We start from the raw sequence: 20,035 nt of genomic DNA, 5'->3' as shown, positions 1-20,035 counted from the left end.
AAAATTAAAATAATATATTTCTATAATTTTAATAAAAAAAATATAATAACACAAAATTTACAAAAAGGAAAATAAATGAAAACAAGTTTTTTAGCACATAGCGTGGCTATAGTGCGATCAAATTTTAAGGGTTTGCTTTTTACTGCTTGTATAGTGATTTTTGCTATGTATCTTTCTAGTGTTCAAAGTATCAAAGATACCACTCATTTAGCAGCGACTGCTTTTGCTATTATCATAGGAGTGTTGCTTTCTCCTTGGTTTTTTAAATACCAACATCATTTTCAAGCCGGAGTGCATTTTAGTGCGAAAAAACTTTTAAGACTTGGCATTGTTTTATATGGTTTTAATATCACTTTAACTGAGCTTTTAAGCGTAGGATTGAAAGGATTTTTGCTTTCTGCTATAGTGATATTTTTTGTTTTTATTATTGCTTTATTTGTGGGAACGAAAATTTTTAAACTCGATAAAGAAACTTCTATGCTTGTTGGAGCTGGAAGTGCGATTTGCGGTGCGGCAGCGGTTTTAGCACTAGAGTCAAGTTTGAAAAGTGATCCTTTTAAGGGAATTTTAGCTGTAGGTACGGTGGTGATTTTTGGACTTGTATTTATGTTCTTATATCCCATAGCTTTTTCTTTAAATCTTTTTCCTTTTTTTGATCAAAATGCTATGGGTGTTTTTATGGGAGCTACTTTGCATGAGGTGGCAAATGTCGCAGGTGCTGCTGAAATGGCAAAGGATATGGCAGGATTTGAGCAAGGTGCTTCTAATGTTGCAGTGATTATAAAAATGATGAGAGTGATTTTACTTGTGCCTTTTTTGCTTATAGTGACTTATTTTTTCGCTAAAAATCAACATTCAAGCAGTGGAAAAACTGCAAAAAGTATCACTATACCTTATTTTGCTTTTGCATTTTTAGGCATGATAGTTTTAAATACTTATTTAGCAAGCAAAGAAAGTATTTTAGGTATTGCTACGAGTGATATTATCTCTTTAGGTAAAACACTTTGTACTTTATGTATCGTTTTTGCTATGGCAGCTTTAGGCTTGCAAATTGACTTTAAAAAATTTTTAAAAAGTGGCTCTAGGGTATTTGGCTTGGCTTTTGTTTTAGGGCTTGTTTTGATTTTTGGAGGATATTTTTTAACCTTAGCTTTTAAAGGTATACTTTGGTAATAAAAATTATTTTTTATTTTAGAAAATTTTATTTTATTAATCAACTAAGAATATAATTTAATTCATTAATTAAATTTATTAAAAAGGAATAAAGATGAAAAAAATTCTTGTAAGTGTTTTAAGTTCTTGCTTGTTAGCTTCGGCTTTAAGTGCTGTATCTTTTAAAGAAGATAGTTTAAAGGTTTCTTTTGAAGGATATAAAACTAAAGATATGATAGGAACAAAAGGTGAATTTAAAAATGTAGAATATAAATTTTCTAAAAGTATAAAGGATTTGGCAAGTTATCTTAAAGGCGCTAAAGCTACCATAAAGCCAAGCAATGCTTTTATGGGTGAAGGCAATGATATTATAACCAATAATATCACAAAAGTATTTTTCCCTGCTTTATTGGGAGATACGGATATTAAAGTTGTTTTTCAAGATGTGATTGCGGGTGAAAATAAAGGCGTTATTTCAGCAAAAATTACTATGGATAAAAAAAGTACTATTGTACCTTTAACTTATACCATCAAAGATAATAAATTTGAAGCTAAAGGACAACTTGATTTGCATACTTTTAAAAATGGTTCTAAAGCATTAAAAGCATTAAGCGATGTTGCTGCAGGACATGGTGGAATTTCTTGGCCTTTAGTGGATATCAGTTTTAATGCTGATTTAGCAGAATAAAAAGTAGCCTTAGGGCTACTTTAAAATACAATATCTTCTTAAATTATTTTCCAAAATTTCATAATCTTTTATATTTTCAAGTTCTTGATAAATTTCACTACCTTTCCATAAAATAAAAACTGTATTTTCATCTTTTAGATTTTTGCAAATTTCAAGCAAAGGCTTGACATCCATTAAGGCTCTTGAAGTGATGATATCAGCTTTAAAGGTATTCTTGTATTCTTGAACTTTTTCTTTGTAAATATGTAAATTTGGAAGTTCACATTCTATTTTTAATGTCCGCAAAAAGGCAGCTTTTTTGGGATTGGGTTCGAAAAGATGAAAATTGCTTTGCAGTAAAAAAGCTAAAAATACAGCTGGAAATCCTGCGCCACTTCCTATATCGGCAATATTTTTTGCTTTAGAAAAATCATAAAAATCTAAAATTTTAATACTATCAAAGATATTTTCATCTATATTTTTTAAATGAGTAAGATTGTGAATGCGGTTAAATTTAGATAATAATTCTTTATAAATTTTTACCTTTTCTTCAAAGTTTTTTAAATCGTAGTTTTGCAAAAAATCATAATCTTTAAAAATCATTTATTTAAGATGTCCCATTTGAGTTTGTTTTATGTTTAAATACTCTACATTAAAACGATTAGGTTCTATTAAAATCGGTATGCGTGTGATGATTTTTTCTTTGATAGAATCTAGCTTTTCAGGGTTATTTGTGAGTAAATTAACCTTAGAAATTTCATAGTGTTTGAGTATAAATTCTACAATTTCATAAGTTCTCTCATCGGCTTTAAAGCCAAGCTGATGATTTGCTTTAATCGTATCAAAACCTTTATCTTGTAAAGCATAAGCATTAACCTTGTTAAAAAGCCCTATACCCCTTCCTTCTTGTCTAAGATAAATCACCATTCCGCCATTCTTTTCTATATATTTTAGCGAAAATTCAAGCTGTTCTCCGCAGTCGCATTTTAAACTTCCTAAAGCATCTCCTGTTAAGCACTCTGAATGAATTCTTAGATTGAGTGTATCTTTTGGAGTGTTTTTAAATATGCATAAATGTTCTTTATCGTTTTCTTTGAAACTTTGCATTTGGAAATTTCCCCATTTGCTAGGTAAATTCGCAATTTCTGAAATTTTTATTTCCATTTACCACTCTCTATAATCAAATTTATGTTAAGATTTTAGCAAAAAAAGGACAAAAAAATGTTTAAAAGATTTAGAAGATTAAGGCTTAATGAAAACTTAAGATCTATGGTAAGGGAAAATTCTTTAAGTGTAAATGATTTGATTTATCCGCTTTTTGTGGTTAATGGAACGGGGATAAAAAAAGAAATTTCTTCTATGCCTGATGTGTTTCAAATGAGTTTAGATGAAATTTTAAAAGAGTGTCAAAATGTAGTTAATTTAGGCATTAAAGCCATTATACTTTTTGGCGTTTTGGAAAATGAGAAAAAAGACAGCTGTGGAAGCGATGCTTTAGATGATGAAGGGCTTGTTGCAAGAAGTATAAGAGAGATTAAGAAAAATTTTCCAGATCTTTTTATAATCAGTGATCTTTGTTTTTGCGAATACGCAGATCACGGGCATTGTGGGATTATCGATCCAAAAACAAAAAGCGTAGATAATGATGCAACTTTAGAAATTTCAGCCAAGCAAGCCTTAGTTCATGCAAAAGCAGGGGTAGATATGATAGCACCTAGTGGAATGATGGATGGTGTTATCACTACTTTGCGCAAAGCTTTAGATAAGGAAGGTTTTGAAAATTTGCCTATAATGGCGTATTCTACTAAATTTGCATCAAGTTATTATGGGCCATTTCGAGATGTAGCAGAGTCAGCTCCAAGTTATGGAGATAGAAAAAGCTATCAAATGGATTTTGCTAATGGTAAAGAAGCTTTAGAAGAAAGCTTGGAGGATGAAGCACAAGGAGCTGATATTTTAATGGTAAAACCTGCTCTTGCTTATCTTGATGTGGTTAAAGAAATATCCCTTCATTCTAACTTGCCTTTGTGTGTTTATAATGTAAGCGGAGAGTATGCTATGTTAAAGGCAGCTAAAAATGCAGGAGTGATTGATTATGAAAAAGTTTTGTATGAAACTATAATAGCTTTTAAAAGAGCAGGGGCAAAGCTTATCATCACTTATCATGCTAAAGAATTAGCTAAAATGTTAAAAGGAGAAAAATGAAACATTTTTTAACTTTAAGAGATTTTTCTAAGGAGGAAATTTTAAGCCTTGTAAATCATGCTAGCGAGCTTAAAAAAGAGCCTAAAAAACTTTTACAAGATAAAACTTTAGCAATGATTTTTGAGAAAAACTCTACAAGAACAAGAATGGCATTTGAATTAGCCATAACAGAGCTTGGCGGAAAGGCTTTGTTTTTAAGCAGCAATGATTTACAACTTAGTCGTGGTGAGCCTGTAAAGGATACAGCTAGGGTGATAGGGGCGATGGTTGATTTTGTGATGATGAGGGTCAATAAACATGAAACTTTACTCGAATTTGCAAGATATTCTAAAGCTCCTGTGATCAATGCTTTAAGCGAGCTTTATCACCCTACTCAGGTTTTAGGAGATTTGCTTACTATCAAAGAATGGAATAAGATGCAAAATGGTATAGCAAAAGTTGCTTTTATCGGAGATAGTAACAATATGTGCAATTCTTGGCTTATTGCGGCTGCGATTTTGGGCTTTGAATTTAGTATAGCTATACCAAAAAACTATAAAATTAGCCCTGAAATTTGGGAATTTGCTATGAAACAGGCTTTGATTTCAGGAGCTAAAATTTCCTTAAGTCATGATAAATTTGAAGCCTTAAAGGATAAAGATGTAGTCATTACCGATACTTGGGTTTCTATGGGTGAAGAGAATGAAAAAGAACGCAAGATTAAAGAATTTGAAGGATTTATGATTGATGAAAAGGCTATGAGCGTTGCCAATAAAGACGCGATATTGCTTCATTGTTTGCCTGCTTATAGGGGTTATGAAGTGAGTGAAGAAATTTTTGAAAAACATGCAGATGTGATTTTTGAAGAAGCAAGAAATCGCCTTTATGTGGTAAAAGCCTTGCTTTGCTTTTTGGATAATCAGAGAGGAAGAGAATGAAAGAGCTAGAAAAGTATAGCACTTGCTTAAAACGTATTGATGAATTTAGTCAAAATCTAGGAATAAAGAAAAAAGATAGAACGATTTTTAAAATGAAGCAAAGCGAGAATGAAAACGAAAAATGTTTAGTTCTTGAAAATGGAAGTTTTGATTCTCCTGAGCCTTGGTTTGTGATCGATGAAAACGATGAAATTCACACTTTGCTTTCTTTACAAAGTCTTAAGAATATACTTGAAAGTTTAAAACAAAGTCAAAAAGAGAATTTTGAATTGCGTTTAGAAAAGGCGATTTATCAGCAAATTCCTGTAGATTTTAACGATGTTTGGACGGTTGCTATGGATGAGATCAAGCAAAAGGCACAAAATGGCACTATGGAAGTTAGTATTGATCTTGAAAAATTAATTTCTAAAATCAAACAAGAGCATCCAAATTTATTTGTAGATATGCAAGCGATGATAGAAAGGGTAAACCAAAATGAGAGATTATAAAGCTTTTGTAAAATACTCTAAAGCAGGACCACGCTATACTTCTTATCCTACAGCAGTAGAGTTTAATACAAATTTCAAATACGAAGAATATATAGAAATTTTAAAAAAACAAGATAGATCTTTATCGCTTTATTTTCATTTACCATTTTGTAGGAGTGCTTGTTATTTTTGTGGTTGCAATGTCATCTATACTGCAAAAGAAGAGAGTAAAGAAAGGTATTTAACTTATATTTTTAAAGAGCTTGATATTTTAAGTACCATTTTAGATACTAAAAGAGAAGTGGTGCAAATGCACTTTGGTGGCGGAACTCCAACTTTTTTTAGCGCTAAACAACTTCAAAGTTTGATTTTAAAAATCAGATCTGTTTTTGGAAATTTTTCTAAAGATGCAGAGATTAGCTGTGAGATCGATCCGCGTTTTTTAAATGAGGAACAAGCCATAGTTTTAACGCAAAATGGCTTTAATCGTATCAGCTTTGGAGTGCAGGATTTTGATGAAAAAGTTCAAAAAGAAATTCATCGCATCCAGTCTTTTGAATTAACACAAAATGCTTTAAATCTTGTAAGAAGCAAAGGGATAAAGTCTGTAAATATGGATTTAATTTATGGTTTGCCTTATCAAAATTTACAAAGCTTTACACAAACTTTAGAAAAAGTTATGCTTTTAAACCCTGATCGTTTGGCGATTTTTAATTACGCTCATGTGCCTTGGCTTAAGAAAAATATGAGAAAATTTGATGAAAATACCCTGCCAAGTCCTGATGTTAAACTTGAAATTTTAGAATTTTGTGAGAATTTTTTGAGTAAAAACGGCTATAAAATGATAGGAATGGATCATTTTGCAAAAGAAGATGATGAGCTTTTTAAAGCTTTAGAAAATGGAACTTTACATAGAAATTTCCAAGGTTATACCACCAAAGGCGGTGCTGATTTAGTCGGTGTTGGGCTTACAAGTATAGGTGAAGGACAAAGACATTATGCACAAAATTTCAAAGATATGTCAAGTTATGAAGCTGCATTAGATAGAGGAGTTTTGCCTTTTGAAAGAGGTGTAGTTTTAAGCGATGATGATGAGCTTAGAAAAGTAGTTATTATGGAGTTAATGGCAAATTTTAAGCTTGATATTAAGTCAATAGAAAAAGAATTTTGCATTGATTTTCAGGAGTATTTTAAAGAGGATTTAAAAGCTTTAGAAGAATACAAAGATTTTATTAATTTTGATGAAAATTTTATCAAAGTCAATGAAACAGGCGTTTTGCTTATAAGAAATATTGCCATGTGTTTTGATGCTTATATGAAAAACATTAGTGAAGATAAAAAAGTATTCTCAAAAACGGTGTAAGATGAAATTTAGTCAAATAAGTGATGCTTGTGTTAAATGTGGCAAATGTATACCTGTTTGTACTATACACGAAGAAAATCGCGATGAAATTACTAGTCCAAGAGGATTTTTAGATCTTTTAGCTGCTTATAAAGAGGGAAGTCTAGAACTTGATAAAGAAGCTAAGAAAGTTTTTGAATCTTGTTTTTTATGCACCAATTGTGTTGAAGTATGTCCAAGTAAATTAAGAGTAGATAATGCCATAGAAGAAGTTCGTTATGATATAGCTAAAAAATTTGGTATAGCTTGGTATAAAAAACTTATTTTTTTCTTTTTAAGAAGACGCAAAATTTTAGATTTGGTAGCTAAGCTTGGCTATGTGTTTCAAAGTTGTGCGTTTAAAATTCAAAATGAGAATGAAAATACAGGTATGAAGGCAAGATTTTCCATGCCTTTTGTTAAAAAGGGAAGATTGCTTACAAGTTTTAATAAAAAAAGTTTCTTAAATTCTAATCCAAAATTTATCAATAATGATGGAGAAAAAACAATAGGTTTTTTTGTAGGTTGTTTGGCGAATTATTTTTACATAGATACGGCTAATGCAGTGCTTAAAATCGCTAAGGAATTAAAAATCAATGTGGATTTGATGAAAGAACAAGTGTGTTGTGGAGCGCCGCAATTTTTTACGGGTGATTTTAAAAGTGTTGAAGTTTTGGCTAAAAAAAATATTGAGTATTTTGAAAAAAAATTAGAAAAATTAGATGCTATTATAGTTCCTGAGGCCACTTGTTCGGCTATGTTAAAGATAGATTATGAACATTTTTTTATAATGCAAAATGATTTAGACTGGGCAAAACGCGCAAAATGTGTGTCATCTAAGATATATATGGCTAGCGAGTATTTTTATAAATTTACTTCTTTGGAAGAAATTTTAAAAACAAAAAATAAATTTAATTATAGCATTACTTATCACGATCCTTGCCATGCAAGAAAAATGCAAGGGGTTTTTAAAGAGCCAAGAGAACTTTTAAAAACAAATTATCATTTTGTAGAAATGAGTAATTCTAATACTTGTTGCGGTTTTGGCGGGGTGAGTATGCAAACGGATTATTATGATAGAGCTTTAAGTGTAGGGCTTAAAAAAGCACAAATGATCGATGAAAGTAAGGCTAGTGTGGTAAGCGCCGAGTGTTCAGCTTGTAGAATGCAAATTTCAAATGCATTAGAACAAAATTCAAGCAAGGTTGTTTTTGCCAGTCCTTTAGAACTTATAGCAAAAGCTTTGTGATGATGAAGATAGTATTTAAAGGCAAAAGTTCCGAATATGAAATTCAAAGATCGTGCTTTTGTGTTGATGCTTTTGTGATTAAAGATAAGATTGAAGAACGAGATGGTGTTGATTTTATCACTTCAAATATAGAGCTTTTGGAATTTAGTGATGACAGTTTTACTTTTGAAGAAATTATAAAACATTTTAATATTTATGATAGTGAAGATATGATTATCGTTGAAGATTTTGACATGAAATCAAACAAAGATAATCAAAACCAAGAAGATAATATAGAACATGACATCTTAAAATCCGAAAAAATAATACATGAAAACACAAAACAAACAAGTATGCAGTTTAAAAATTTAAAATTTTTTTCAAGAATTTTTAAAAATGAAAATTTTCTTTCTGATTTTAAAGAAAGCAAGCAAGAAGTTGTTGCTATCAAAAAACACGAAAAACTTGAAATTTTTAAAAATTTATCTCAAGAAGATCAAGAAATTAGCTTTGTTAAAATTGAAATTTTAAATTATGATAGCAATGAAGATAGTTTAAATTTTAATCTTGATATATTTCCAAGCGGTATGAGCTATAAGTATGGAATTTTAAAAGGTTCTATGCATATTATTTTACAAGGTAAAACTTCTAGTACGATGCTTTTTCCGTTTTTAAAAAGTATGGTTTATAAAAATAAAAGTGAAAATTCAAGTGAAAAAATTTTTACTTTAATGATAAATCAGAAAAAGCACTATAAACTTATCGCAAATCTTTCTTAGTTTTATTTTGTTATATTTTCTATATTAGTGCGATTTTTTTCAATTAAAGAGCGATTTTTTTGAGTTGTTTCTTTAAGATCGACTATATCTTCTTTCATATTTTGTATGTTTTGGTTGAGTAATTTTATCTTTTTTTCATAGCGAGTAACGATGATAAAGACTACAAATAAAAATATAATAATCAAAAAAATAAATGCTAAAAATTCCATATTTTTCCTTTTTAAAACTAGATTTTGAAATATATCATTTAAATACTTCAAAAAACTTTTACGGGTTTTTTATTTTGTATTTTAGTTTTTTATCTTTAAACTTATATATAAATTGTCAAAAAGTAACAAAAAAATATATAAAAAAATAATTAAATTAAAAAATAATTAAAGATAATAAATATCTTATTTTTTTATGTTATATTTTAATAGATATCTAAAAAGGATTTTAATATGGAAAAATCACTTTTATTTCATTTTAGACGCATTGGAGTTGAATTTATCATTTTTAGTGTTTATGCTGTTTTTAGTATCTCTTGGGCAGCGACAGGGTCTTTGATGCCTTTGATTTCAAATGATCTTGCCCTAAATACTCAGCAAGCTACTTTAATCACTACCATGATAGTAGTCGCGAAAATTTTTGGTGCTTCATTTACTGCTTTTTTGGTTTATAAATTCGGATTAAAAAAGGGATATTTTTTAGGCTGTATTTTAATGAGTTCAGGTATATTTTTAAGTTTTGTAGATAGTTATAGCGGTATTTTGATTATAAGATTTTTAACAGGGCTTGGTTCAGCTTGTGCTTTAGTTTGCTTAGTGCCTATTGCACAGCAATGGTTTGAAAAAAAAGCTTTGCACTTTGTAATTAGTTTTAATATAACTTCAAATTTGGTAGGCATTACCCTAGGACTTGTTTTAGCTGAAAGCATCTCAAATTATTTTGGAAATTGGAGAGATTCTTTATCATTTTATGCTTGGATTAATTTGATTTTATTGATTTTGTGGCTTTTTGTAGGTAAAGATGAGAATAAAAAAGAAGAAAAAAAGAATAATGCAAAAGATCTTATTTATGCTCTAAAATCTCGTGTTACTTGGGGTATGATTATTTTTTACATAGGGCCTATTTTATTTTTAAATTCTCTTTTTACTTTTTTACCAACTTTTTATGCGCAATATGCGGGTTTGAGTAAAGAATTAGCTGATTTTGCTAAAAAAGAAATTCCAGCCTTGGCTAATTTTGCTATTATTTTTGGTCCTTATCTTGGATTATTTTTTAAAAGAAAAAATATTTCTTTTAAAATAATGTTATTGTCTGGAGGAGCGTGTATTTTTATATGCGGATTTTGTATGTTGTTTTTACAAAATTTAGTATTGATACAGATTTTTGCTGTGTTATCAGGCATTTTTTATTCTATGTGGTTTCCATTTTTCTTTAATCTACCTTCAGAATTAAAAAATTCTAATCCAAATCAAACTGCTTATATTATGAGTGCTTTTTGGAGTATTACCTTTGTTATACTATCATTTAACCTATGGGTAGTATCTTGGAGTGTTGATAAAACCCATAGTTTTACTTTGGGTTTTGTTTATATTTTTACTTTGATTTTTATTTCAGCGATCTTAGCACAATTTGTTTTACCTAGAAGAGAAAATTTTATACAAGGAGAAAAATAGAATGAATTTAATTCCAGAAATACTAGACTTACAAGGCGAATTTGAAAAAATTCGTCATCAAATTCATGAAAATCCTGAGCTTGGTTTTGATGAATTATGTACTGCAAAATTAGTGGCGCAAAAATTAAAAGAATTTGGTTATGAGGTTTATGAAGAAATAGGAAAAACAGGTGTTGTGGGGGTTTTAAAAAAGGGAAATAACGATAAAAAAATAGGGCTTCGTGCAGATATGGATGCTTTGCCTTTGCAAGAATGCACAAATTTGCCTTATAAAAGCAAAAAAGAAAATGTAATGCATGCTTGCGGTCATGATGGACATACTACTTCTTTATTGCTTGCTGCAAAGTATTTAGCAAGTCAGAATTTTAATGGTACTCTAAATCTTTATTTTCAACCTGCTGAAGAGGGCTTGGGTGGTGCTAAGGCAATGATAGAAGATGGATTGTTTGAAAAATTTGATAGTGATTATGTTTTTGGATGGCACAATATGCCTTTTGGTAACGATAAGAAATTTTATCTTAAAAAAGGTGCGATGATGGCTTCTTCGGATAGTTATAGCATTGAAGTTATTGGAAGAGGTGGTCATGGAAGTGCTCCAGAAAAAGCAAAAGATCCTATTTATGCTGCTTCTTTGCTTGTGGTGGCTTTGCAAAGTATAGTATCTCGCAATGTTGATCCTCAAAATTCAGCAGTTGTAAGCATAGGAGCTTTTAATGCAGGACATGCTTTTAATATCATTCCAGATATTGCAACGATTAAAATGAGTGTTAGAGCATTAGATAATGAAACTAGAAAGCTAACTGAAGAAAAAATTTATAAAATTTGTAAAGGTCTTGCACAGGCTAATGATATAGAGATTAAAATCAATAAAAATGTTGTTGCACCAGTGACTATGAATAACGATGAAGCTGTGGATTTTGCTAGTGAGGTTGCAAAAGAATTATTTGGCGAAAAAAATTGTGAATTTAATTATCGTCCTTTAATGGCAAGTGAGGATTTTGGGTTTTTTTGCGAAATGAAAAAATGTGCCTATGCTTTTTTAGAAAATGAAAACGACATTTATTTACATAATTCTAGTTATGTTTTTAATGATAAACTTTTAGCTAGGGCTGCAAGTTATTATGCGAAGCTAGCTTTAAAATACTTAAAATAAAAACTAATCTAGAATTTCAAGCACAATTTCTTCCTTTAAACCTTTGATTTGAATTTCTTTGAGTTTTAGGTTTGAAGGAAGGTTTGCTAAAAGCTCTTTATTGTTTTTTACTTGGTTTTTTGCACTTATGGAGAGTAAAATTCCCCTATAAGCTTTAGCAAAATGACTGATGACTTTACCATTTTTTACAAATTTATAAGTATAAAATTTCTTTTTTGGAGTATAAAATTTATCATAAAATCCTGCTCTAAGGTCAAGTATTTCTTCATTTTCTAAGTATTCATCTAAGGCTTTGCTAAAATGTTCTTTATAAAATTTCTCTATGGCAAAATTTCCTATTTTAGCCCCTTGCTTGAATTTATAAAAGGGTAGGGTATCATTAGCTCTTACAACGCCAAAAAGATTAGAAAATATAAGAGTATTTTCTAAAATATAAGCTTGGCTTTTTTTATCTAAGGCTTTAAAATTAAGATATTCATAACTTACCCCAGTATAAAGCAATATAGCTTCTTGAGTGGGAACTTGTTTTAAGTCGTGTTTAAATTTATCAATTTCATTTTCATTTTTAATGCCAAAAAGTTCTTGTAAATTCTGTAAACTTGCGTTTTTGATAAATTCTTCATAATGCTTTAAAGTTTCCATTCTATAAGGAAATAATTCTTTAAATATAAATGAGTTTTCATTGATAGGATTTTTTACGCAATTTTCATTTTTGCTTTCACTAGGGGAGAATAAAATTTTCATTTTAGCCTTTTTTGTTAATGTTATGAAACATTAAGAGCAAAGAATTTAATCTTGCTTTTAATGTTTTTGAAGTTTTTATCATTTTAAAATTTAAAACGACGCTCCGCCCATTAACATAGAAAACATGATAAATGGAAGTATAATTTTTAACGCTTCTGTGGCGTCTTGATTGTTGATGCTTAGTTTTTCTATGCTGTCGATTCCCTGTGTGCTATAGTCACTAACAGGGATGTTTTTAAATTTTAAATCAAGATTGAGTTTATAATCATCATTTTGAGTGATATTGTTTAAAATAGCTAAAGCTTTATCAAAGATTAATGCTTGTTCTTCATTTTGACTTTGAGCTTTTAAGGTTTGTAAATTTTCCTTAGCAGTTGCTATATAGCTACTAAATACGCCTTCGGTTTTAAGAGTTGAATCAATTTTAAAATTATTTAAGATGATGTATTTTTGGATTGTATTGCTAAAATCTGAAGCTTGTTCGTAGTTTACCATATTAAGAAGTTCATTGATAGCTTGTTCATCCATAGCTAAAGTTTGAGTGTTAAATTTTATACCCTTAGAATCAAGGTAATTAAGCAAATCTTCTTTTAGATTTATATTTAGATTTGTATTGAAATTTAATTTTGCGTTATAAAATTTTATATCAAGATTATCTAGATAATTGTTTTCTTGTTTGTTTATGGAGTTATCAAATGATAAAGTATAAGAATCCGAGCTTAATTTATTGATAAAAGAGCTGATTTTTGGATCTTGTTGAAATAAGCTTGCATTGATGTCACTAACAACTTTTTCTCCAAGTTTAAAATCTTCAAAAACCAAATTTGATTGTATGCTTTTTTGGTTTTTAAAAAGATCGTTGTAATATTCTTTAATGCTAATTGATGTATTTGCTTCGCCTTTGTAAATTTCATTTGAGCGAATTTTGATATTTTTTGCTTGAAATAGTTCTTGATACTCATCGTTATTATCTTTTGCAAGAGTTTTGAAATTTGGACTTAAACACGCTATAAAATCACCATCTGCATTGCATTTAAAATCTGAGAATTCAATCTTTATTCCAGAGTCCTGAGAAAGACTTGCAATTTCTTGTTTAACTGTTTGATTTAGTTGATTTTCATATTTTTTAACTGTTTTTTCATCTATGGAATTTCCGCAAGCTGAAAACAAAACAGCTATTCCAATAGAGAGAAAAATACCTTTTTTCATAGTTTTCTCCTTAAAAATTTTAAAAAAAGATTATATCTTTTTTTACTTAAAATTTAAACAATGCTAAAAGAGAGTGTGGGATTAATTACATTTTTACACATAGGAAAATCTTTTTAGTTTGTTTCAAATGTATTATTTATAATTTTAAGTATAATTAACTTTGCAATTATTATATATTTTTGCAATAGCTTTAAGCTTATTTTTAAAGAAAGGAAATGTATGAAAAAAATACTTCTAAGTGTTTTAACGACCTTTGTTGCAGTAGTATTGGCTGCTTGTGGAGGAAATTCTGACTCTAAAACTTTAAATTCTCTTGATAAGATCAAGCAAAATGGAGTTGTTAGGATTGGGGTATTTGGCGATAAACCACCTTTTGGTTATGTGGATGAAAAAGGAAACAATCAAGGCTATGATATAGCTTTAGCTAAACGCATAGCAAAAGAACTTTTTGGCGATGAAAATAAGGTGCAATTTGTTCTTGTTGAAGCTGCAAATAGGGTTGAGTTTTTAAAATCAAATAAAGTAGATATTATTTTGGCTAATTTTACTCAAACTCCGCAAAGGGCAGAACAGGTTGATTTTTGCTTGCCTTATATGAAGGTAGCTTTAGGCGTAGCTGTACCAAAGGATAGTAATATAACTAGCGTAGAAGATTTAAAAGATAAAACCTTGCTTTTAAACAAAGGTACAACAGCAGATGCTTATTTTACGCAAAATTATCCTAATATTAAAACTTTAAAATATGATCAAAATACCGAAACCTTTGCCGCTTTGATGGATAAAAGAGGCGATGCTTTAAGTCATGATAATACCTTGCTTTTTGCTTGGGTGAAAGATCATCCTGATTTTAAAATGGGTATCAAAGAGTTAGGTAACAAAGATGTTATCGCACCAGCGGTTAAAAAAGGCGATAAAGAACTTAAAGAATTTATCGATAATTTGATCATTAAACTAGGCCAAGAGCAGTTTTTTCACAAGGCTTATGATGAAACTTTAAAAGCTCATTTTGGAGATGATGTTAAGGCTGATGATGTAGTGATTGAAGGTGGAAAAATTTAATAAAGGGCTTTTTGCCCTTTATATTGATTTAGGATAAAATATGCAAAAAAAATACAAAAATATTATTTATGCTTCTTTGGGTGGAATTTTAGAATTTTATGATTTTGTGCTTTTTGCCTTTTTTTTGGATATTTTTGCTAAGGTATTCTTTCCGCAAAATGATGCTTTTTGGATGCAGATAAATGCTTATATAGCCTTTGGTGCTGCTTATTTAGCGCGTCCTTTTGGTTCTATTGTGATGGCACATTTTGCTGATAGATATGGAAGAAAGAATATTTTTTATATTTCTATGCTTTTGATGGTTTTGCCTAGTTTTGCTTTAGCTTTTTTACCAAGTTATGAAAGTATAGGTATATTTGCTACTTTGATTTTATTTACTATTCGTATTTTGCAAGGTTTAGCCGTTGGAACTGAGGTGAGTGGAGCTTGGATTTATGTGAGCGAATTTGTTAAAGGGCGTCAAATTCCTTTAGCTCTTGGTTTTATTTCAGCGACTTTAACCATAGGTTTATTGCTAGGAAATATTGCCACTTTAGGCATAAGATCTTATTTTACCCCAGAAGAAGTTCAAAGCTATGCTTGGAGAATTCCTTTTATCATAGGAGGATTTTTTGGAATTTTAGCTTTGTTTTTAAGAAATAAACTCAGCGAAACTCCAGAATTTATAAAAGTTCAAAATGAAAAGAAAATTTTAAATTTTCCATTGTTTGAAGCTTTAAAAACTCATAAAATGAGTATGCTTGTTTGTTTTTTAATGACCATGGTTTTAACAAGCGGTGTGGCAACTTTGATGATTTTGCCTAAGTATTTTGAAAGTCTTTTGGCTATGAGTAAAACTTCTGCTTTATGGGTGCAAAATTTTGCTATTTTAGCGGTGATTTTTGGAGCTTTATTTCAAGGTTTTTTAGCAAGCAAATGGGGAAGCTATAGGATTTGTTCTATTTTTAGTATAGCTTTTATTATCTTTGGTATGTTTTTTAGTTTTTATGATGAGAATTTTTTATTTTATTTTTTATTGGCTTGTTTTGCACAAGGTATTATTACTTTCGCGCCTGTTTTTATGACGCAAATTTTTAAAAGCGAACTTAAATTTAGTGGGCTTAGTTTTGCTTATAATATTTCTTATGCGATTTTAGGTTTTTTAACCCCTTTTATAGTTAATGCTTTTTATAAAGAGTATTTAGGTATTTATCTTGCTATAGTGGGATCTTGCTCCTTGCTTTGCGTGTTTTTGTTAAAACGCGTTTTTGCAAGAAGCAAGATTAAAGAATTAAGCATTGTCTTTTAAAACTTCAAAAACAACCTTAGATATTTTTTCAACTGAAGCGATTTCACAATGCTCATCAGTTGAATGAGGATTATGGATATTTGGGCCTATAGAAGCACATAAAAGCTCTTGTTTTTTCTCTATAATGCCGCACTCAAGCCCTGCGTGGATAGCTGAAACTTTGGCATTAGGCGATACTTTTTTAAGTGCTTTAAAAACCATGTCGCTAAGTGCGTTTGGTTTACCTTCCCAAGGTGGATAGAAATTAAAACTTCTTGCTTTAAAATCAAAAGCCTTGAAAAATTCTAAAGTTTCAAATTCTACTTGCTTAAGTCCATCAAGTATATTAGATCTTGCAAAAAGTGCGAATTTGATTTGTTTATCTTGCATTCTTAAAGTAGCTAGGTTAATGCTTGTTTGAACTATATATAGATTTTCATCATAAGCTCTAACCCCATGAGCAAAAGAATTTATAAGACTTAAAAGTTTTTTGCTTTGATCGCAAATTTCAAATTCGCCTTCTTCTTTAAATTCACATTTTATCCATTTATTACTCTTTACTTCATTTTTAAAATGCACTAAAGCTTTGGCGTGTTTAGGTATAGAATTGATTCTTTCTCCGCCTTCAAAAGAAATGATTTCTCCTTCATTTTCTTGTATGAATTTAGCCATTTCTTTGATGGAACTTTTTTCATTGCGTATGATATTTATGCCTGAGTGTCCACCTTTAAAATTTTGTGCGCAAAGCTCATAAATTTTACCCTTTTTTCTAAGGGTATTAAAAGATAAACTAGCTTCTATATCTACTCCACCTGCACAGCCTATCATGATCTCATCATCGCTTTCATGATCTAAATTTAAAAGCATTTTAGATTCTAAAGTGTGCTCGAGTGAATTCACTCCCATGAGTCCTACTTCTTCATCGTTTGTAAAAAGACATTCTAAATTTTCAAATTCAGCCATAGCACTCATCATGATGGCTATACCTATGCCATTATCTGCACCAAGACTTGAATTTTTGGCTCTTAAAAAGCCATTTTCTTCATAAACTTCTAAGTTTGGTGCATCGCCCATACAGACCATATCATAATGGCTTTGTAGACAAATTTTTGGTTTGCCTTTTATGGCATGGATATTTCCTGCCTTATCTACACTCACCTTAAAGCCTTTATCTTTGGCGTAAGAGCTTAAAAATTCTTTCATTTGTTCTGTTTCATAACTGCAATGAGGAATTTTGCATAATTGTTTAAAATTTTCTATAACATTTTGCATTTTATCTCCTTTGTTTTGATAAAATTATGGCATATTTTTTAAAATTTAAAGGCAAAATGATTAAAAAATGAGAATAAATTATAAAAAATTATTTAATCTAAGAAAATTATTAAGTGATCCAAAAAAACTTTTTTCTGTATTAATCTTCACTCTTGTAGTTATTTTTATCCAGAACTATATTGCCCAAAATTCTAGTTTTGAAGGAAAAGTAGTTAGAATTATTGATGGAGATACTATAGAAGTTAATCATGAAAACAAACTCGCTAGAATAAGATTTTTTGGTATAGATGCACCAGAACTTAAACAAAGTTTTGGAAAGCAATCAAAAGAAGCTTTAAGTAGAATTTTAAGCGGCAAACAAGTTGAAATTATTTATAAAAATAAAGATACTTATGGTAGAATTGTTGCTATTGTAAAGCTTAATGATGTTGATATTAATCGATTTTTGGTAAGCAAAGGCTATGCTTGGACTGATACTTACTATAGTAACGCTTATACCAAAGAACAAGAAAATGCTAAGAAAAATCATTTAGGTCTTTGGAAAGAGAGTAATCCTATAGAGCCTTATAAATGGAGAAAACACAATAAATTCTAAGGAAAAACATGAAAAAATATACTTTAATGGTGCTATTAGCTTTAGGAATTTCTGGATGTTTTGTAAATGAAAGAGGGATTTCAAATCGTTTTTATGATGATTGTAAAGAGTATTATGATGGAAGCGGAACTTATCATAAGGATTGCCCAAAAAATTGGGTAGATATTAAAATGACTCCTTGATTATTTTCCACCCACAGAGGCCATTAATGCAGCTGCTACAGCTTCTGGATTGTTGATTTTGGCACCTTGTTCTTGATTTTCTGTAGGTTTAACAGTGTTAAGTGGCGGACGCTTGAGTTTAAATATATGCTCATCGGTGCTAACAACTTGTATCGTTCCTTCAAACATTTTAACTTCTTTAACATGTCCAACCACTTTTACATCTCTTTTTTTGGAGGTTTCGTCAAAAAGTGCATGAGCTTCAAGTTCTAAAACATCGCCTAATTTAAGCGGAGCATAAAAAAAACATTTTGATCCAATAATCACTGAAAATTCTTTATTGATAGAGGCTTGTGCTACATAGTTTGCCGCAGCGAAAATAAAGGCATCAAAAATCAATCCTTGATCATCTGCTACCATTTCGCTTGTGGTTATTAAAATTGATTTGGCATAGTTTTTATCAATTTCTATAATGGTTCCAGCAAGCGAGGTGTTTAATTCAGGACAAGTGAGTAATTCTGCTCTAACGCGAGATATATCTTCTGCAGATGCGTATTCTTCAAGTTGTGCATATTCTTCAAAATTATCTTTTTTTGCCATATCTAACCTTTAAATTCTACTTATCTACTTCAAAATATCTAAAATTCAATATCGGTAAAAAATAAAAAGAATTTATATTTTAATGCGTATATAAACTCTTTTGGGTGCTTCATAGCCTTCAATGGTAAGATTTTTATCCTTTGGATCTAAGAAATTTTCCAGCGAAAAAGAGTCTATCCATTCTGTTTTTCTTTGTTCGTTTTCATCGGTTTTTTTTGTAGCCAAAACTTCAAATTCTTTAAATCCTGCTCTTTCACACCAGTTTTTTAATGCACTAATGCTTGGTACAAAATAAATATTTGGAATTTTAGAATAAGTTTTATTAGGCACAAGAGCGATTTCTCTCTCATCTTCTATATACATGGTATCTAAAAAAACAACTCCATTTTTATTAAGTCCTGCTTTTAAATCTTTTAGCATTTTTATAGGATCACTTCTATGATAAATCACCCCAAGACAGAAAATCACATCAAATTTCAAGCCATAGCTTGGAAGATCTTCTACGCCTAAAAGTTCGTATTTTATAGGAGTTTTAGCTAAAGCGTTAATGAGTTCAAATTGCAAACGGTATTTGATAGAAGGATCAAAACCTATGAGTTTTGCAGGATTAAATTCAAGCATTTTAAACATATAATAACCATTATTACAGCCTATATCAGCAACGCATTTTTGAGAAATTTCGTTCATGAAAGGCTTTAGAATGTTGAATTTAATAAAACTTTGCCATTCTGTATCGATGAAAAGATCATCTATTTTAAAAGGACCTTTTCTCCATGGTTTAAGTTCTTTTGCTATAGCTAAGATTTCATCTTTGGCTTGAGAATTTGTAGATAAATTTACACTATCATCTAAAGAAAAATTACAAGCAAGATTGAGAGCTTTAAGTTCTTGAATTTTAGCGTATAAAGGGTGATTTAGAAATTGTTTTTCAAGTAAATTTTCTTGCATTTTTATCCTTGACATTTGCTTTTAATGCTAAATTATAACATTAAAAGCTTTTATGGCAATATAAATTATATGCATTAAATATTTGATCAAAAATAACTCAAAAATACTTTCTAAAGATTACATAAGCTTTAGAACTATAATCATCATCTAGCTTATACTTCTTTAAAGCTCTAGCTAAATCAAGCTTGACATAAAAATTCCCTGTTTTATTATAAAGCAGTTGTAAACCATAAGCATCTATATAGTTTGTATAAGAATCATTCTCATACCAAGAATAACTTATATCATAAAAAGGAGTAATATAAAAAATCTTTTAAAGGAGTAGCCATTCTAAGTCCAAAGCTGGCCACTACAGCATTATCTCCTTCTCCATCTCCATTATTATAAGCCCTTACTCCATAAGGACCTCCTAAAGATATGGTTTCACTACTATCTAATGTAGATCCATTGATAACTTGTTGATAATTTAAACTAAAAAGATGAGTAAAGGTATCATTAAGGAAATAAGCATTGTTAAGATTGACATTGAGTTTAGCAAATTTTCCAAATTCTACTCCACCTACTTTGCTT

At 29.9% G+C, this 20,035-nt stretch carries 22 protein-coding genes and 1 pseudogene; 14 read left to right on the top strand and 9 right to left on the bottom strand.

Translation table 11 applies throughout. The features are described 5' to 3' along the window. The first annotated feature begins 75 nt into the window (after positions 1 to 75). Together SR62_RS04880 and SR62_RS04875 are read left to right on the top strand one after the other, a co-directional pair. Positions 76 to 1,173, top strand: coding sequence for a YeiH family protein (locus SR62_RS04880; protein ID WP_002853043.1), 1,098 nt, complete (start codon positions 76 to 78; stop codon positions 1,171 to 1,173). A gap of 94 nt (positions 1,174 to 1,267) precedes the next feature. Then, positions 1,268 to 1,840 carry a hypothetical protein gene (locus SR62_RS04875; RefSeq protein WP_002867944.1) on the top strand — a complete coding sequence of 191 codons (573 nt, stop codon included), beginning with the start codon at positions 1,268 to 1,270 and terminating at the stop codon, positions 1,838 to 1,840. 15 nt (positions 1,841 to 1,855) lie between these two features. Here SR62_RS04875 and rsmG read toward each other — a convergent pair whose 3' ends face one another. Both rsmG and ribA read right to left on the bottom strand, forming a co-directional pair. Further along, positions 1,856 to 2,422, bottom strand: a complete 567-nt coding sequence (gene rsmG / locus SR62_RS04870; protein ID WP_002867945.1) for a 16S rRNA (guanine(527)-N(7))-methyltransferase RsmG — start codon at positions 2,420 to 2,422, stop codon at positions 1,856 to 1,858. Further along, complete coding sequence (gene ribA, locus SR62_RS04865; RefSeq protein ID WP_002853056.1) at positions 2,423 to 2,983, bottom strand: GTP cyclohydrolase II; 561 nt, start codon at positions 2,981 to 2,983, stop codon at positions 2,423 to 2,425. A gap of 57 nt (positions 2,984 to 3,040) precedes the next feature. Between ribA and hemB the strand changes: the two genes are divergently transcribed. Genes hemB through SR62_RS04835 form a run of 6 tightly spaced genes read left to right on the top strand, consistent with a single transcriptional unit; the run spans position 3,041 to position 8,796 of the window. Further along, positions 3,041 to 4,024, top strand: a complete 984-nt coding sequence (hemB, locus tag SR62_RS04860; protein WP_002867946.1) for a porphobilinogen synthase — start codon at positions 3,041 to 3,043, stop codon at positions 4,022 to 4,024. Continuing rightward, positions 4,021 to 4,941 (top strand): ornithine carbamoyltransferase, encoded by a 921-nt coding sequence (gene argF / locus SR62_RS04855; protein ID WP_002854006.1) that lies wholly within the window; start codon positions 4,021 to 4,023, stop codon positions 4,939 to 4,941. The genes hemB and argF overlap by 4 nt, the downstream gene beginning before the upstream one ends. Continuing rightward, positions 4,938 to 5,429: a DUF2603 domain-containing protein gene (locus tag SR62_RS04850; RefSeq protein ID WP_002853412.1), complete on the top strand. Its 492-nt coding sequence runs from the start codon at positions 4,938 to 4,940 to the stop codon at positions 5,427 to 5,429. Before argF ends, SR62_RS04850 begins: the two co-directional genes overlap by 4 nt. Then, a complete protein-coding gene (gene hemN / locus SR62_RS04845) occupies positions 5,416 to 6,771 on the top strand; it encodes an oxygen-independent coproporphyrinogen III oxidase (RefSeq protein WP_147502287.1) in 1,356 nt (451 codons plus the stop codon). Before SR62_RS04850 ends, hemN begins: the two co-directional genes overlap by 14 nt. A gap of 1 nt (position 6,772) precedes the next feature. Then, positions 6,773 to 8,038, top strand: a complete 1,266-nt coding sequence (locus tag SR62_RS04840) for a (Fe-S)-binding protein (protein ID WP_002890010.1) — start codon at positions 6,773 to 6,775, stop codon at positions 8,036 to 8,038. Further along, positions 8,035 to 8,796: a DUF5416 family protein gene (locus SR62_RS04835; RefSeq protein ID WP_074484144.1), complete on the top strand. Its 762-nt coding sequence runs from the start codon at positions 8,035 to 8,037 to the stop codon at positions 8,794 to 8,796. Before SR62_RS04840 ends, SR62_RS04835 begins: the two co-directional genes overlap by 4 nt. Before the next feature lie 2 nt (positions 8,797 to 8,798). On the opposite strand, the gene SR62_RS04830 is transcribed toward SR62_RS04835, so the two are convergent. Continuing rightward, a complete protein-coding gene (locus tag SR62_RS04830; protein ID WP_002893236.1) occupies positions 8,799 to 9,005 on the bottom strand; it encodes a hypothetical protein in 207 nt (68 codons plus the stop codon). 231 nt (positions 9,006 to 9,236) lie between these two features. Here SR62_RS04830 and SR62_RS04820 point away from each other — a divergent pair, with 231 nt between their 5' ends. Both SR62_RS04820 and SR62_RS04815 read left to right on the top strand, forming a co-directional pair. Beyond that, a complete protein-coding gene (locus tag SR62_RS04820; RefSeq protein ID WP_002893147.1) occupies positions 9,237 to 10,457 on the top strand; it encodes a CynX/NimT family MFS transporter in 1,221 nt (406 codons plus the stop codon). Position 10,458: 1 nt separating this feature from the next. Beyond that, positions 10,459 to 11,610, top strand: coding sequence for a M20 aminoacylase family protein (locus SR62_RS04815; protein WP_147502286.1), 1,152 nt, complete (start codon positions 10,459 to 10,461; stop codon positions 11,608 to 11,610). A 3-nt stretch (positions 11,611 to 11,613) separates the two neighbouring features. On the opposite strand, the gene SR62_RS04810 is transcribed toward SR62_RS04815, so the two are convergent. Further along, entirely contained in the window at positions 11,614 to 12,354 is a 741-nt protein-coding gene (locus SR62_RS04810) for a YaaA family protein (protein WP_002893151.1), read from the bottom strand. 90 nt (positions 12,355 to 12,444) lie between these two features. Beyond that, positions 12,445 to 13,563 (bottom strand): lipoprotein adhesin JlpA, encoded by a 1,119-nt coding sequence (gene jlpA, locus SR62_RS04805; RefSeq protein ID WP_002855896.1) that lies wholly within the window; start codon positions 13,561 to 13,563, stop codon positions 12,445 to 12,447. A 219-nt stretch (positions 13,564 to 13,782) separates the two neighbouring features. Between jlpA and SR62_RS04800 the strand changes: the two genes are divergently transcribed. After that, positions 13,783 to 14,622, top strand: coding sequence for a cysteine ABC transporter substrate-binding protein (locus SR62_RS04800; RefSeq protein ID WP_002860724.1), 840 nt, complete (start codon positions 13,783 to 13,785; stop codon positions 14,620 to 14,622). 40 nt (positions 14,623 to 14,662) lie between these two features. Continuing rightward, positions 14,663 to 15,910, top strand: a complete 1,248-nt coding sequence (locus tag SR62_RS04795) for an MFS transporter (protein WP_002893152.1) — start codon at positions 14,663 to 14,665, stop codon at positions 15,908 to 15,910. On the opposite strand, the gene SR62_RS04790 is transcribed toward SR62_RS04795, so the two are convergent. Then, positions 15,893 to 17,161 (bottom strand): M20/M25/M40 family metallo-hydrolase, encoded by a 1,269-nt coding sequence (locus SR62_RS04790; protein WP_002893153.1) that lies wholly within the window; start codon positions 17,159 to 17,161, stop codon positions 15,893 to 15,895. The two genes, SR62_RS04795 and SR62_RS04790, sit on opposite strands and share 18 nt — an antisense overlap. Positions 17,162 to 17,228: 67 nt before the next feature. Here SR62_RS04790 and SR62_RS04785 point away from each other — a divergent pair, with 67 nt between their 5' ends. Beyond that, positions 17,229 to 17,756: a thermonuclease family protein gene (locus SR62_RS04785; RefSeq protein ID WP_060810086.1), complete on the top strand. Its 528-nt coding sequence runs from the start codon at positions 17,229 to 17,231 to the stop codon at positions 17,754 to 17,756. A gap of 8 nt (positions 17,757 to 17,764) precedes the next feature. Next, on the top strand, positions 17,765 to 17,938 hold the full coding sequence (locus tag SR62_RS04780; RefSeq protein ID WP_002853638.1) for a hypothetical protein: 174 nt from the start codon (positions 17,765 to 17,767) through the stop codon (positions 17,936 to 17,938). Here SR62_RS04780 and SR62_RS04775 read toward each other — a convergent pair whose 3' ends face one another. The 3 genes and pseudogenes from SR62_RS04775 to SR62_RS04765 form a co-directional block, all read right to left on the bottom strand. Next, positions 17,939 to 18,517, bottom strand: coding sequence for a hypothetical protein (locus SR62_RS04775; RefSeq protein ID WP_002853367.1), 579 nt, complete (start codon positions 18,515 to 18,517; stop codon positions 17,939 to 17,941). Between the two features lie 72 nt (positions 18,518 to 18,589). Then, positions 18,590 to 19,480, bottom strand: a complete 891-nt coding sequence (cmoB, locus tag SR62_RS04770) for a tRNA 5-methoxyuridine(34)/uridine 5-oxyacetic acid(34) synthase CmoB (protein WP_002859209.1) — start codon at positions 19,478 to 19,480, stop codon at positions 18,590 to 18,592. Between the two features lie 82 nt (positions 19,481 to 19,562). Beyond that, positions 19,563 to 20,035: pseudogene (locus tag SR62_RS04765) on the bottom strand (ShlB/FhaC/HecB family hemolysin secretion/activation protein); the annotation flags it as partial.

The organism is Campylobacter sp. 2014D-0258 (assembly GCF_008000495.1).
Classification (GTDB): Bacteria; Campylobacterota; Campylobacteria; order Campylobacterales; family Campylobacteraceae; genus Campylobacter_D; species Campylobacter_D jejuni.
Note: the sequence above shows the minus strand (reverse complement) of the source record. Positions and strands in the feature narration are given on the sequence as shown.

Excerpts from the sequence above, each read along its gene's own strand:
- SR62_RS04880 (WP_002853043.1), top strand. The coding sequence starts at position 76 with ATGAAAACAAGTTTTTTAGCACATAGCGTGGCTATAGTGCGATCAAAT.
- SR62_RS04875 (WP_002867944.1), top strand. The coding sequence starts at position 1,268 with ATGAAAAAAATTCTTGTAAGTGTTTTAAGTTCTTGCTTGTTAGCTTCG.
- rsmG (WP_002867945.1), bottom strand. The coding sequence starts at position 2,422 with ATGATTTTTAAAGATTATGATTTTTTGCAAAACTACGATTTAAAAAAC.
- ribA (WP_002853056.1), bottom strand. The coding sequence starts at position 2,983 with ATGGAAATAAAAATTTCAGAAATTGCGAATTTACCTAGCAAATGGGGA.
- hemB (WP_002867946.1), top strand. The coding sequence starts at position 3,041 with ATGTTTAAAAGATTTAGAAGATTAAGGCTTAATGAAAACTTAAGATCT.
- argF (WP_002854006.1), top strand. The coding sequence starts at position 4,021 with ATGAAACATTTTTTAACTTTAAGAGATTTTTCTAAGGAGGAAATTTTA.
- SR62_RS04850 (WP_002853412.1), top strand. The coding sequence starts at position 4,938 with ATGAAAGAGCTAGAAAAGTATAGCACTTGCTTAAAACGTATTGATGAA.
- hemN (WP_147502287.1), top strand. The coding sequence starts at position 5,416 with ATGAGAGATTATAAAGCTTTTGTAAAATACTCTAAAGCAGGACCACGC.
- SR62_RS04840 (WP_002890010.1), top strand. The coding sequence starts at position 6,773 with ATGAAATTTAGTCAAATAAGTGATGCTTGTGTTAAATGTGGCAAATGT.
- SR62_RS04830 (WP_002893236.1), bottom strand. The coding sequence starts at position 9,005 with ATGGAATTTTTAGCATTTATTTTTTTGATTATTATATTTTTATTTGTA.
- SR62_RS04820 (WP_002893147.1), top strand. The coding sequence starts at position 9,237 with ATGGAAAAATCACTTTTATTTCATTTTAGACGCATTGGAGTTGAATTT.
- SR62_RS04815 (WP_147502286.1), top strand. The coding sequence starts at position 10,459 with ATGAATTTAATTCCAGAAATACTAGACTTACAAGGCGAATTTGAAAAA.
- SR62_RS04810 (WP_002893151.1), bottom strand. The coding sequence starts at position 12,354 with ATGAAAATTTTATTCTCCCCTAGTGAAAGCAAAAATGAAAATTGCGTA.
- jlpA (WP_002855896.1), bottom strand. The coding sequence starts at position 13,563 with ATGAAAAAAGGTATTTTTCTCTCTATTGGAATAGCTGTTTTGTTTTCA.
- SR62_RS04800 (WP_002860724.1), top strand. The coding sequence starts at position 13,783 with ATGAAAAAAATACTTCTAAGTGTTTTAACGACCTTTGTTGCAGTAGTA.
- SR62_RS04795 (WP_002893152.1), top strand. The coding sequence starts at position 14,663 with ATGCAAAAAAAATACAAAAATATTATTTATGCTTCTTTGGGTGGAATT.
- SR62_RS04790 (WP_002893153.1), bottom strand. The coding sequence starts at position 17,161 with ATGCAAAATGTTATAGAAAATTTTAAACAATTATGCAAAATTCCTCAT.
- SR62_RS04785 (WP_060810086.1), top strand. The coding sequence starts at position 17,229 with ATGAGAATAAATTATAAAAAATTATTTAATCTAAGAAAATTATTAAGT.
- SR62_RS04780 (WP_002853638.1), top strand. The coding sequence starts at position 17,765 with ATGAAAAAATATACTTTAATGGTGCTATTAGCTTTAGGAATTTCTGGA.
- SR62_RS04775 (WP_002853367.1), bottom strand. The coding sequence starts at position 18,517 with ATGGCAAAAAAAGATAATTTTGAAGAATATGCACAACTTGAAGAATAC.
- cmoB (WP_002859209.1), bottom strand. The coding sequence starts at position 19,480 with ATGTCAAGGATAAAAATGCAAGAAAATTTACTTGAAAAACAATTTCTA.